Source organism: Ochrobactrum sp. Q0168 (assembly GCF_016427605.1).
Taxonomy (GTDB): Bacteria; Pseudomonadota; Alphaproteobacteria; order Rhizobiales; family Rhizobiaceae; genus Brucella.
Window position 1 is genome coordinate 206,425 of record NZ_JAELXQ010000005.1, and the last position, 12,774, is coordinate 219,198.

A 12,774-nucleotide genomic window follows, 5' to 3' on the forward strand; every position below is an offset into this window, starting at 1 on the left:
GGATTTGCATATCCAATGCCACTTTTCGGGATGCGCTTTCCGATCAGAAGACCTTGGAGAACTGGTCGATGTTCTTCTCGTCATAGACGAAAGGATCGCTCATCGCGGCTTCGCCGTTTTCGCCGATCGTGATCTTGCCCATGCGTCCGGCGTCGATTTCGGAACCCGGCTTGCCATCGGCATCACCCTTGACGAGGTGATAGGCGATCTGGGTTGCGGAATAGCCGAGATCGATCGGATTCCAGATGGCGAATTCCTTGGTCGCGCCCGACTTGATGGCGCCAGCCATTTCAGACGGCAGGCCAAGGCCCGTCACATAGACATCGCCGATCTTGCCGGCATCCTTCACGGCCTGCGAAGCGGCCAGAACGCCCACGGTGGTCGGCGCCACGATGACCTTCACGTTCGGGTTCGACTTCAACAGGCCCTGCGCTTCACGATAGCTCTTGTCGGCAAGGTCGTCGCCATAGACGGTGGTGACGAGATTGAGGCCGGGGAAGTCCTTGAGCTGCTTCTTCATCTCGGCAATCCAGATATTCTGGTTGGTCGAGGTGGTGGTGGCGGACAGGATCGCGAAATCGCCCTTGCCGCCCGGCAGGTGGTCGGCGGCAAGCTTCAGGCACATCTTGCCGATCAGCTCGTTGGACGATGGGTTCAGATGAACGATACGGCCAGCCGGAGCGACGCCCGAATCCCAAGAGATCACCTTGATGCCGCGTTGGGCTGCCTTTTTCAGCGCTGGTACAACCGCATCCGGGTCGTTGGCGGAAATGGCGATGGCGTTGACGCCCTGGGCAATCAGCGAATTGATGACTTCAATCTGGCCTTCGGCGGTCGTGGTGGTCGGGCCGGTATAGATGACCTCGACGCCGCCGAGTTCCTTTGCGGCTTCCTGCGCGCCCTTGTTGGCGGCTTCAAAGAAGCCGTTGCCGAGCGACTTCGCAACGAGCGCGATCTTGATGTCGGCGGCCTGTGCCTGACTTGCCATGAAGGCGACAGCCAGTGCGGTACCAAGCGCGAGTTTCTTGAAAAGCTTCATGTCTCGTTCCTCCCAGTATAAAGACATAGTTTGACAACGATCCCGGCATTGGCCGGGATGCTAATGGAATTGGCTCAGGCAACCTCGGCGGAATCCCCCTGTTCGCCACCCTTGCCGGCATTTGCGGAAACCTGCGCTACAATCAGCCGGATACCCGCATTTTCGACCATCCGCCGCGCCTCATCGGAAATACCGTCATCGGTGATCAGCGTGCTGACACGGTCGAGCGGGCAAAGAATAAGGCTGGAACGGCGGGTGAATTTCGATGAATCGACCATCAGGACGAGCTCGTCCGCCTGGCCCATCAGTTTCTGTTCGCTCTGGATGATCAGCGCGTCGGATTCCATCACGCCGAGCGGGCTGACACCCTGGCAGCCCATGAACATGCGCCGACCGTAAAAATTACGGATGACGTCATTGTCGAAAGGCGAAAGGATCAGGCTCTGGTCGCGATAAATCGCGCCGCCGGGCACGATCACGGTGCTTTTCGACTGCCGCAACAGATGTTCTGCAATGGCGAAGGAATTGGTCAGCACCTGAAGGCGGCGCGCGGTCAGATAATGCACCATCTGGAATGTCGTGGAGCCGCCATTGATGATGATGCTGTCGCCTTCATCGCAAAGCGACACGGCTTCGCGGGCGATGGCGCGCTTGCGATCGCCATTTTCGGATTCCGAAACCTTGAACGGACGCCCCGCCAGACTGCCAAACTGCGGCGGATGGATGGCTTCCGCCCCGCCGCGCACGCGCTTGATACGGCCCTGCATATGCAACGATGCGATATCGCGCCGAAGGGTCGCTTCCGACGCCTCCGTCAATTCCACCAGATCCTGAATGGTGATCACCGGCTTTTCCTGAACAGCGCTCAGGATGATGCGGTGGCGCTCTCTTTCGTGCATGGCTCCTCCTGTCTCCATCTATTCTCATATTGCGACCGTCTGTCAATCACAAACAATCAATAATTCGCACATGCGTAAAATATTTGATCGGTTATGATTGTTTGTGATTGACAGTATTTCGTTTCATGCGTCATATCTGCCGCCAACATGATCGCTCGCGCATGGGAAGGATATGCGCGTCGCGATGGGCCAAAAGACTTATCCAAAAGATTTGGCATAACTGACTTGGGAGGATGACATGGTGGTCAGCAATCGGCTGCTCGATAATCGCTGGGACGACGCCAAGGCGGCAACGCTGGATGAGCCGGGAAAGCTGCTTTACCGCTCCAATCTGCTCGGGTCAGACAAGCGCATTACCAATTACGGCGGCGGCAACACCTCTGCGAAGGTCGAGGAAATCGATCCGCTGACCGGCGAAAAGGTGCAGGTTCTCTGGGTCAAGGGCTCGGGCGGCGATGTCGGCACCATCAAGCTCGATGGTTTTGCCACGCTTTATCAGCACAAGCTCGATGCGCTGAAGAGCATCTATAAGGGCGTCGAGGATGAAGACCGCATGGTCGGCTTCCTGCCGCACTGCACCTTCAACCTCAATCCGCGCGCCGCATCCATCGATACGCCGCTGCATGGTTTCGTCGCTTTCAGCCATGTCGATCACATGCATCCCGATGCGATCATTGCGATTGCCGCGTCGAAAAATTCCCGCGAACTGACGGCGGAAATTTTCGGTGACGATATTGGCTGGCTGCCATGGCGTCGTCCGGGTTTCCAACTCGGTCTCGACCTTGAGGCCTTCGTGAAGGCCAATCCAAAGGCCAAGGGCGTTGTCCTTGAAAGTCATGGGCTTTTCACCTGGGCCAATGATGCGAAGACCTGTTACGAAACCACGCTCGCCATCATCAACAAGGCCATTGAATGGTTGGACCAGAAGACGGCAGGCAAACCCGCTTTCGGCGGTGCTGTCACGCAAAGTCTGGCGGCTTCCGAGCGTCGCGCCATCGCCGCGCGGCTGATGCCGGAAATTCGCGGTCTTATCGGCAAGGAAGAGCGCAAGCTCGGTCATTTCGACGATCAGGATGCGGTGCTGGAATTCGTGAATGCGAAGGAACTGCGCCCGCTGGCCGCTTTGGGCACATCCTGCCCGGATCATTTTTTGCGCACCAAGATCCGCCCGCTGGTCGTCAATTTCGATCCGGCCAAGCCGGATGTCGATGCCATCGTTGCCGGGCTTGAGGATGCGCTGGAAGCCTATCGCGCCGATTACAAGCGCTATTATGAGGCCTGCAAGCACGACAATTCGCCCAAGATGCGCGATCCCAATCCGGTGATTTTCCTGATCCCCGGCGTCGGCATGTTGTCCTTTGCCCGCGACAAGGCGACGGCGCGCATCGCTGGCGAATTCTACGTCAATGCGATCAATGTCATGCGCGGCGCGTCAGCCGTGTCCGAATATCAGGGCCTGCCGGAACAGGAAGCCTTCGACATCGAATATTGGCTGCTTGAGGAAGCCAAGCTGCAGCGCATGCCGAAGCCGAAAAGCTTGGCCGGGCGCATCGCGCTCATCACCGGTGGGGCTGGCGGCATCGGCTATGCCACCGCCGAGCGGCTGGCGGGCGAGGGGGCCTGCGTGGTTCTGGCGGATATTGACGCAGAATCGCTCAAATCCGCTCACGCCAATCTGTCGAAACGCTTTGGCGCCGATCAGGTCCGCAGCGTTGAGTTGAACGTGACCGACGAAAAGGGTGTCGCAAACGCCTTTGTCGAGGCAAGTGTCGAGCTCGGCGGCATCGACATTCTGGTGTCCAATGCGGGCATCGCCTCGTCGGCCCCGGTCGAAGCGACCGAATTGTCGATGTGGAACCGCAATATCGACATTCTGGCAACCGGCTATTTCCTCGTGTCGCGGGAGGCGTTCCGTCTGTTCCGCCGCCAGAAGATCGGCGGCAATGTGGTGTTCGTCGCTTCCAAGAATGGTCTGGCCGCGTCGCCCAACGCATCCGCCTATTGCACGGCCAAGGCTGCTGAAATTCATCTGGCCCGCTGTCTGGCGCTGGAAGGTGCAGATGCCGGCATTCGCGTCAATGTGGTCAATCCGGATGCGGTTTTGCGCGGCTCCAAGATCTGGGACGGCGAATGGCGCGAACAGCGTGCTGCATCCTCCAAGATCGACGTTTCGGAACTGGAGGAGCATTATCGCAAGCGGTCGCTGCTGAAGCTCAATGTTCTGCCAGAAGATATCGCCGAAGCGATTTATTTTCTTGCCAGCGACGCTTCGGCAAAATCCACCGGCAACATCATCAATGTCGATGCCGGGAACCAGCAGAGTTTCCCACGTTGACCCTATAATCTGGAATGTTCTGGGAGGAACCATGTCCGATCAACGTATTTCGGCGGATTTCATCGCCGAGCATAATTCCGGTTTCGAAAAGGTGCTGAATAGCGATTATCAGGCGCTGGGTACGCAGCTGGCGCGTCGCGGCATCGAGATCGACACCATCACCGACAAGGTGGCAAGCTATTTCGTCGCCGTGCCTTCCTGGGGCACCGGTACGGGCGGGACCCGCTTCGGGCGCTTTCCCGGTGGCGGCGAGCCGCGTGGCATTTTCGACAAGCTGGACGATTGCGCCGTTATCAACGAGCTTTCGCGCGCAACGCCGAATGTCTCGCTGCATATTCCATGGGACAAGGCGGACCCGAAGAAGTTGAAAGCCCATGCGGCAGCGCTGGGCCTTGGCTTTGACGCCATGAATTCCAACACGTTTTCGGACGCTGCCGATCAGAAACTGTCCTACAAATACGGATCGCTTACTCATGTCGATGCGGCGGTGCGGGCGCAGGCGGTCGAGCATAATCTCGAATGTATCGAAATCGGCAATGCCATCGGCTCCAAGGCGCTGACGGTTTGGCTTGGCGATGGGTCCAACTTCCCCGGCCAGCAGAATTTTACCCGCGCCTTCGAGCGTTACCTCGCTTCCATGGGCGAAATCTACAAGGCTTTGCCCGACGACTGGCGTCTGTTCTCCGAGCACAAAATGTATGAACCGGCCTTCTATTCGACGGTGGTTCAGGACTGGGGCACAAATTATCTCATCGCCTCGACGCTTGGGCCCAAGGCGCAGTGTCTGGTTGATCTGGGCCATCACGCGCCCAACACCAATATCGAGATGATCGTGGCGCGGCTCATCCAGTTCGGCAAGCTCGGGGGTTTCCATTTCAACGACAGCAAATACGGCGATGATGATCTCGATGCTGGTTCCATCGATCCCTATCGCCTGTTTCTGGTGTTCAACGAGTTGGTGGATGGGGAGTATCGGGGCGTGAAGGATTTTAACCCGGCGCATATGATCGATCAGTCGCACAATGTGACGGATCCGCTGGAAAGCCTTATTTCGTCGGCAAATGAAATCCGCCGCGCTTATGCGCAGGCGCTGCTGGTGGACCGCGAGGCGCTGGAAACCTATCAACAGGAAAACGACGCGCTGATGGCGTCGGACACGCTGAAACGCGCCTATCGTACCGATGTTGAACCGATACTGGCTGAAGCCCGCCGCCGCACTGGCGGGGCGATTGAACCGATTGCCGCCTATCGCGCCAGCGGCTACCGCCAGAAGGTCGCAGCCGAACGTCCGGAAAGCAAAAGCGACAGCGGCGCTTTCAACTAACGAACCTTAGATATGCGCCGACGAAACTCCGTCGGCGCTGGTCTTTTATACCCGACCGTAAATATCGTCGAAACGCACGATATCGTCTTCGCCGAGATATTCGCCGCTCTGCACTTCGATCAGCACAAGCGGCAGTATGCCCGGATTTTCCAGACGGTGCTTGAAGCCGCAGGGAATATAGGTGGACTGGTTGTTGGTCAGCAGAATTTCCCGGTCGCCATTGGTGACCTTTGCGGTGCCGGACACAACGATCCAGTGTTCGGAGCGGTGATGATGGGCCTGAAGACTCAAGCGTCGTCCGGGCTTCACTTCAATGCGCTTGATCTTGAAGCCGTCGCCTTCTTCCAGCACGGTATAGGTGCCCCATGGACGATGGGCGGTGCGGTGCAGCTTGGCGGCTTCATGGCCGTCGGCACGCAGGCGGTTGAAAACCTTGCGCACATCCTGCGCCTTGTCGCGATGGGCGACGAGCAGCGCGTCCGGCGTATCGACGACCAGAAGGTCATGCACGCCGACAAGACTGACCAGCCTTGTTTCCGACAGGACAAAACTGTTGGTCGTGTCTTCCAGAACGGTTTCGCCACGCAGGCGGTTTCCGTCCGGGTCCGGGTTTATCAGGTCGGCCATAGCCGCCCAGGACCCGATATCCGACCAGCCGCAGGAAACCGGAATGCAGGCGATATTGTCGGCCTTCTCCATGATGGCATAATCGATGGATATGGCCGGTGTCGCGGCAAATTCGTCCTTTGGAATCTCGATGGTCTTGGTGTCGCCATTGACGCCGCGGCGCGCATTTTCAAGCGAAGCCTGCACACCGTTGAAAATCTCCGGCGCGTAAGCGCGCATCGCTTCCAGCATGGTTCTCGCGGTAAAGCAGAACATGCCCGAATTCCAGAAATAGCGTCCGCTCTCGACATAGGCCTGCGCGGTTTCAGCATCGGGCTTTTCGACAAAGCGCAGCACGTCCACGCCGTCCGCCTCAATATAGCCAAAACCCGTTTCCGGATGATCCGGCACAATGCCGAATGTCACGATGCGACCGGTTTCGGCAAGCTGCCGCGCCTTTTGAACCGCTTCCGCAAAGGCGGGTTCGTCTTCGATCAGGTGGTCGGCAGGCATGACCAGTAGCGTTGCGTCCGGGCCGTAGGTCGCGGCGGCATGCATGGCCGCCAGCGCCACCGCAGGCGCGGTATCGCGACCCAGCGGCTCCAGCAGAAACGCATTATCGGTCTTGGGCGCCTTGGCGTCCGCATAGGCGTCGAGCGTCAGAAACAGAAAATCGCGATTGGTGACGGTCAGGATATGATCGACGCCTTCAAGGCGCGCCGCCCGGTTATAGGTCTTGCCGATCAAGGTGCTGCCGTCGGGCAGTTCGATGAAGGGTTTCGGGTGGGCATCGCGCGAAAGCGGCCAGAGCCTTGAACCGGAACCGCCGCTGATGATGACAGGAATAAAGCTCATTGCTCAGGCATCCTTTGTTGCGTTGCGGGCGATATCGAGGCCCATGGCCAGAAGTTTAACGGCCTGGTTTTCATTGGCAGCTTCCACATAGCAGCGTAATTCCGGCGCATTGCCGGAAGCGCGATAGTGGACGGCATTGCCGGAATGGAAGAACAGTTTGACGCCGTCAATGGCTTCAGACCGGATGATCGCATCATCTGCCGGAAACAGCGCCTTGCGCTCGGCCTCATCCTTGAGGATGGCGAGAAACGCGCCGCTCTTTTCCTGCGCCACGTTTTGCAGGCGGTCGCTGAGCGCGATGCGAAAATTGAAAGCCGCGCCGATATCTGCAAGCGGCTTGCCCTGCTCTTTGATCATGCTCAGGCAGGCGAGGATCGGCAGCAGCGCATCGCGGGTCGGCAGTGCGGAAAGCGTGTGGCCATTGCGGGTGCTGTCGCTGCCCAAAAGCACGCCGCCATTGGCTTCGAAGCCGACGACAATCTTTGCGCCCTCGGCCTTGGCGCGTGCCATGCCTTCGATGACATAAGGAGAACCGACGCGGGTTCTGACAACGCGGTCGAAACGCCCGCATTCTTCCAGCGCCGCATTGGAGGTCACTGGCGTGACGATGGTATCCGCGCCGATCCAGTTTGCGGTGATCGCGCCGACGAGATCGCCGCGCACGAACTGGCCCCGCGCATCGGCAATCAAAGGCCGGTCCGCATCCCCATCCGTGGAAACGATGGCATCAAGGCGGTTTTCCTTGGCCCACTGGTCGAGCAGCCGGATATCTTCCGGGCGCAATGCCTCGGTATCGACCGGCACGAAAACATCGGAGCGACCAAGGGCGAGGGTTTCCGCGCCAAGCGTGGTCAGGATATCCGTTATAACATCGCGAGCGACAGACGAGTGCTGATAGACGCCGACGCGCAGGCCCTTGAGAGCGCCGCGGCCCAGATAATCGATATAACGTTTCGCATAGGCGCTGGTCGCGGCATCGCTTTGCGCGATGTTTCTGGAATGCCTTGCCGTCAGATCTGCGGGCAGGGCGGCATAGGTCGCGCTGATCGCCTCCTCATCGCTCTTGTCGATTTCGCCATCGGCGCGATAGAATTTCAGGCCATTGCGGTCATCGGGGATATGGCTTCCCGTCACCATGATGGAGGGCGCCTGTTTCGCCATGGCGTGGAAGCTGAGCGCCGGGGTGGGCAGCACACCGCAATTCACCGGCGTGAAGCCAGCGTCTTCTATGGCCGCCATGCAAAGGGCGGCAATGTCAGGGCTGGATGGGCGAAGGTCACGTCCGACGAAGACCGCCGCTCCATTTTTCAGCTTGCCGCTTTCGGCGAGCATCCGCACAAAGGCGAGCGAATAGGCGTAGGCGGGCAAGCCGTTCAGCTCATCCGCCAATCCCCTGAGACCGCTGGTGCCGAATTTAAGGGAACTGCCACTCATGCCTTCATTCTGCCTTCTTGCGAAACCGCACCATCGGAGATGGCCAGATATCTTATAATCTTATTCCGATACAGGACCGATCCCCTCAATGGTGCAAGATATGCATCCTATTGCGGGTGATAATCCTTATAGGCGGGCAAATTCAAATCGTTAAGGCTATCTGCGTTAACGACCGCCCGCGCGACAGCATCTGCCATGACGGTTGCGGCGATTGCGCCGATGGCGGTCACGTCCGCTTCCACATCCTTGGCCTTGCCGGTCGAGAGTGCGAAAATCGTATCGCCGTCCCACATGGTGTGGATCGGGTTGATGGTGCGCGCAAAGCCGTCATGCGCCATGCCTGCGATCTTCTTCAGCTCCGCCTTGTTGAACGGCACATTGGTGGCAATCGCCCCGATGGTCGTGTTGGCCCCGCCGGATTTGACCACGCCATGGCCTTGCATGATGGCCTGCATCGTATCGCGGAAACCTTTGCCGTCTTCGCTGCGCGCACCGGCCAGGATCTGGCGCGAGTTGGGCGCATAGACATCACCGACCGCATTGACGGCGACGATTGCGCCGACCACGATTTCCGTGCCGGGCACCTTGTAGCTTGCCGTGCCGAGGCCACCCTTCATGGCGAAATCCTTGCCGAACATCTTGCCGACCGTCGCGCCAGCGCCAGCGCCGATATTGCCTTCGCCGGAAGCTTCCGCCTTGGCCGCCTTGCAGGCGAGATAACCGGCTTCCTCATCGGGGCGGATTGAAAAATCGCCGACGCCGAGATCCATCAGGATCGCTGCGGGCACGATGGGCACCACGCCGTTGCCGATCTTGAAGCCGAGCTTGTTTTCTTCCAGATAGCGCATCACGCCGGTTGCGGCGCTGAGGCCATAGGCGCTGCCGCCGGACAGGAGAATAGCCTGCACCTGCTGCACATAATTGATGGGATCGAGAAGGTCCGTCTCGCGGGTGCCGGGTGCGGAGCCGCGCACATCGACGCCTGCCGAGGCGCCTTCTTCACACAAAAGGACGGTGCAACCGGTCGGGCGCTTGGTCAATGTGTGATGGCCAAGCTTGATCCCCGGCACATCCGAAATGCTTCCGCCCATAAGTTCCAGCATGCTCTTTCCTCCCGTGCTCGCTGCTGCTGCCGCGCTGACGACAAAGGGCATTGCTCCCAGCCCCGCAAGCGATTTGCCGAATGTTCTGCGATCCATAAACAGTTTTCTCCTCCATTGAACGCTTTATTCCGAAAGCGCATTCTTTTCCCGTGCGCGCCGCTGGCGCAGCACATCCGCCACGAAGTTGCGCGACAGGGCGTGGTAGAGCGGCTCATTGGAGATGAGCCGCGCCGTACCGTAACCGAGCATCGAGGCGCACATCAGCGGAATGACATTGTTATGATTGCCGGTCATTTCCAGAATGATGACGAATGCCGTCATTGGGGCCTGAACGACGCCGGCAAAATAACCGGCCATGCCCAGTACGGCGGCAAGGCTCGCGCTGGTGCCGAGCACAAGGCCGATGCTGCTGCCAAGCCCTGCGCCGACCGAGAGCGATGGGGCGAAAATGCCGCCCGGAATGCCCGATATCATCGAGAGCAGACCGGCGACGAATTTTTCAACGAAGTAGAAGGGCGGCAAGGCTGCGCCTTCGACCGCGCCGCGCGCCTGATCATAGCCGGTGCCAAAAGTCGCGCCGCCCGAAGCGATGCCGATGAGCGCGACCAGCAGCCCGCAAATACCGGCAAGCAACACCGCGTTGCGCAGCGGAACCTTCTGCACATGGCGGCGCACGCGACGTCCGAGATCGAGCGCCAATGCGCTGAATGCCGCACCGAAAGCGCCGCCGATCACGCCGCAGGCGACAACCAGAACCCAGTCCTTGCTGGTCGTGGCCGTAACGGTGGTCATGCCGAAATAATTGTAGTTGCCGACGAGACCAAGCGAGGCGAGACCGGCCAGAATGACCGCCGAAAGCACCAGCCCGTTAGTGCGCGCCGCATAAGCGCGGCCCATTTCCTCAATCGCGAAGACAATCCCGGCCAGCGGCGTGTTGAAGGCTGCGGCGATACCGGCCGCCGATCCGGCGAGGATAAGCCCGCGCGCCTGTTCCATGCCGCCAATCCGCGCCGATTGCAGCATGATCGACGCGCCGATCTGCACCGTTGGGCCTTCGCGCCCGATGGATGCGCCACAGAACAGGCCCGCGACGGTGAGCACGATCTTGCCGATGGCAATCCGGATCGACAGAAGCATTGAGCGATCCTGATGATCGTCGAGATACCGCGCCGCGATAGCTTGGGGAATACCGCTGCCACCGGAATTTGGAAACCAGGCGATGGCGATCCACGAACAGGCCATGAAGCCGAGCGGCGTGATGACAAGCGGCAGCCATGCGCGCCAGAAACTGCCGCCGGTGCCGTCTGTCAATGCCTTGAACCAGTTTTGCGCGATGTCGGCGGCTTCTGCAAAGCCGACGCTGATAATCCCGATGGCAAGCGCGCCGCACCAGAAAACGAGCCGTGGTTTCCAGAGCCGTGGCGACATCCACATCACTCTGGACCGGCGGATCAACCGAACGCGCTTATACGACTTTCGCATTATCTCCCCTCGGGATGGGTACCAGTCCTCTGCGGTCTACCACGCTAATTCTTAGCGGTAACTGAAACTTGTAAGCAAAAGGCTTTCCATTTGGTCATAACCGTGTTACCAGCCGGTGCCAATTCAACCAAGTAAACCCTGATTGTCGCTGCTCCCGGACATTTCCCGGAGAGGCGGCTTTTCTTATTCAAAGGAATTGGCAATGGCAAAAATCGTGGAATCGCCCACCGGCGCTCTCGCTCTCACATTCGACGATGTGCTCCTGCAGCCGGGCCATTCCGAAGTCATGCCGGGTCAGGTCGATCTGCGCACCCGTATCGCCAAGGATATCGAACTCAACCTGCCGCTTCTTTCCGCCGCCATGGACACGGTGACGGAATCGCGTCTTGCCATCGCCATGGCGCAGGCGGGCGGCATCGGCGTCATCCACCGCAATCTCACGCCGGAACGTCAGGCCGAAGAAGTGCGTCAGGTCAAGAAGTTCGAATCCGGCATGGTCGTCAATCCGGTCACCATCGGCCCGGATGCAACGCTCGCCGATGCGCAGGCGCTGATGAAGGCGCATGGCATTTCCGGTATTCCGGTCGTTGAAAACGCCACCAAGGGTCCGGGCCGTCTCGTCGGCATCCTGACCAACCGCGACGTGCGTTTCGCCTCCGATCCGGCGCAGAAGATCTACGAGCTGATGACCCGCGAAAACCTCATTACGGTGCGCGAGACTGTCAATCAGGACGAAGCCAAGCGTCTTCTGCACGCCCATCGTATCGAAAAGCTGCTTGTCGTTGACGACAAGGGCCGTTGCGTCGGTCTCGTTACCGTCAAGGATATCGAAAAGTCGCAGCTCAATCCGAACGCCGCCAAGGACGCGCAGGGCCGCCTGCGCGCCGCTGCCGCCACGAGCGTTGGCGAAGACGGTTATGAACGCGCTGAACGCCTGATCGAAGCGGGCGTCGATCTTCTGGTCGTCGATACGGCGCATGGTCATTCGCAGCGCGTTCTCGACGCCGTCGCACGCATCAAGAAGGCCTATCCGAATGTCGCCATTCTGGCTGGCAATGTCGCCACAGCAGCCGGCACGCAGGCATTGATCGATGCCGGCGCGGATGCCGTCAAAGTCGGTATCGGACCGGGCTCGATCTGCACCACGCGTATCGTTGCAGGCGTTGGCGTGCCGCAGCTCTCCGCAATCATGTCAGCGGTGGAAGCAGCCCACAAGCAGAACATTCCGGTTATTGCCGATGGCGGCATCAAGTTCTCGGGCGATTTCGCCAAGGCGCTTGCCGCCGGTGCTGTCGCCGCCATGGCGGGTTCGCTTCTGGCCGGTACGGAAGAAAGCCCCGGCGAGGTCTATCTGCATCAGGGCCGTTCGTTCAAATCCTATCGCGGCATGGGCTCGGTCGGCGCCATGGCGCGCGGTTCGGCAGACCGTTACTTCCAGGCGGAAGTGCGCGACGAGCTGAAGCTCGTGCCGGAAGGCATCGAGGGGCAGGTGGCTTACAAGGGGCCGATTTCGGCTGTGCTGCACCAGCTTGCCGGTGGCCTGCGCGCCTCGATGGGCTATGTCGGCGCGAAGACGCTGGAAGAGTTCCGCGAAAAGGCAACCTTCGTGCGCATTTCCAATGCGGGCCTGCGTGAAAGCCATTCGCATGGCGTCGCCATCACCCGTGAAAGCCCGAACTATCCGGGCGGCATGTAAG

9 protein-coding genes are annotated in these 12,774 nt (G+C 59.5%); 3 read left to right on the plus strand and 6 right to left on the minus strand.

Annotation, left to right across the window (positions count from 1 at the left end; genetic code table 11):
* Positions 1–43 precede the first annotated feature (43 nt).
* Both rhaS and JAU75_RS11990 read right to left on the minus strand, forming a co-directional pair.
* The gene (rhaS, locus tag JAU75_RS11985; RefSeq protein WP_199056740.1) at positions 44–1,039 is read right to left on the minus strand and encodes a rhamnose ABC transporter substrate-binding protein; all 996 of its coding nucleotides are present in this window, start codon (positions 1,037–1,039) and stop codon (positions 44–46) included.
* A 74-nt stretch (positions 1,040–1,113) separates the two neighbouring features.
* Entirely contained in the window at positions 1,114–1,938 is an 825-nt protein-coding gene (locus JAU75_RS11990; RefSeq protein WP_199056741.1) for a DeoR/GlpR family DNA-binding transcription regulator, read from the minus strand.
* Positions 1,939–2,176: 238 nt separating this feature from the next.
* On the opposite strand from JAU75_RS11990, the gene JAU75_RS11995 reads away from it, so the two are divergent.
* Together JAU75_RS11995 and rhaI are read left to right on the plus strand one after the other, a co-directional pair.
* Entirely contained in the window at positions 2,177–4,273 is a 2,097-nt protein-coding gene (locus JAU75_RS11995) for a bifunctional rhamnulose-1-phosphate aldolase/short-chain dehydrogenase (protein ID WP_199056742.1), read from the plus strand.
* 31 nt (positions 4,274–4,304) lie between these two features.
* Positions 4,305–5,597, plus strand: a complete 1,293-nt coding sequence (gene rhaI, locus JAU75_RS12000) for an L-rhamnose catabolism isomerase (protein ID WP_199056743.1) — start codon at positions 4,305–4,307, stop codon at positions 5,595–5,597.
* Positions 5,598–5,642: 45 nt separating this feature from the next.
* Here the strand turns inward: rhaI and JAU75_RS12005 are convergent, their stop codons facing one another.
* From JAU75_RS12005 to JAU75_RS12020, 4 genes are all read right to left on the minus strand, one after another.
* Complete coding sequence (locus JAU75_RS12005) at positions 5,643–7,058, minus strand: mannose-1-phosphate guanylyltransferase/mannose-6-phosphate isomerase (RefSeq protein WP_199056744.1); 1,416 nt, start codon at positions 7,056–7,058, stop codon at positions 5,643–5,645.
* A 3-nt stretch (positions 7,059–7,061) separates the two neighbouring features.
* A complete protein-coding gene (locus JAU75_RS12010; RefSeq protein ID WP_199056745.1) occupies positions 7,062–8,492 on the minus strand; it encodes a phosphomannomutase in 1,431 nt (476 codons plus the stop codon).
* Positions 8,493–8,599: 107 nt separating this feature from the next.
* Positions 8,600–9,691 carry a P1 family peptidase gene (locus tag JAU75_RS12015; RefSeq protein ID WP_199056746.1) on the minus strand — a complete coding sequence of 364 codons (1,092 nt, stop codon included), beginning with the start codon at positions 9,689–9,691 and terminating at the stop codon, positions 8,600–8,602.
* A 27-nt stretch (positions 9,692–9,718) separates the two neighbouring features.
* Entirely contained in the window at positions 9,719–11,077 is a 1,359-nt protein-coding gene (locus tag JAU75_RS12020) for a chloride channel protein (RefSeq protein WP_199056747.1), read from the minus strand.
* Between the two features lie 202 nt (positions 11,078–11,279).
* Here JAU75_RS12020 and guaB point away from each other — a divergent pair, with 202 nt between their 5' ends.
* Positions 11,280–12,773: an IMP dehydrogenase gene (guaB, locus tag JAU75_RS12025; protein ID WP_199056748.1), complete on the plus strand. Its 1,494-nt coding sequence runs from the start codon at positions 11,280–11,282 to the stop codon at positions 12,771–12,773.
* The last annotated feature ends 1 nt before the right edge of the window (position 12,774 follow it).

Bases quoted from the DNA above. Each gene is read 5' to 3' on its own strand.
- rhaS (WP_199056740.1), bottom strand. From the start codon at position 1,039: ATGAAGCTTTTCAAGAAACTCGCGCTTGGTACCGCACTGGCTGTCGCC.
- JAU75_RS11990 (WP_199056741.1), bottom strand. From the start codon at position 1,938: ATGCACGAAAGAGAGCGCCACCGCATCATCCTGAGCGCTGTTCAGGAA.
- JAU75_RS11995 (WP_199056742.1), top strand. From the start codon at position 2,177: ATGGTGGTCAGCAATCGGCTGCTCGATAATCGCTGGGACGACGCCAAG.
- rhaI (WP_199056743.1), top strand. From the start codon at position 4,305: ATGTCCGATCAACGTATTTCGGCGGATTTCATCGCCGAGCATAATTCC.
- JAU75_RS12005 (WP_199056744.1), bottom strand. From the start codon at position 7,058: ATGAGCTTTATTCCTGTCATCATCAGCGGCGGTTCCGGTTCAAGGCTC.
- JAU75_RS12010 (WP_199056745.1), bottom strand. From the start codon at position 8,492: ATGAGTGGCAGTTCCCTTAAATTCGGCACCAGCGGTCTCAGGGGATTG.
- JAU75_RS12015 (WP_199056746.1), bottom strand. From the start codon at position 9,691: ATGGATCGCAGAACATTCGGCAAATCGCTTGCGGGGCTGGGAGCAATG.
- JAU75_RS12020 (WP_199056747.1), bottom strand. From the start codon at position 11,077: ATGCGAAAGTCGTATAAGCGCGTTCGGTTGATCCGCCGGTCCAGAGTG.
- guaB (WP_199056748.1), top strand. From the start codon at position 11,280: ATGGCAAAAATCGTGGAATCGCCCACCGGCGCTCTCGCTCTCACATTC.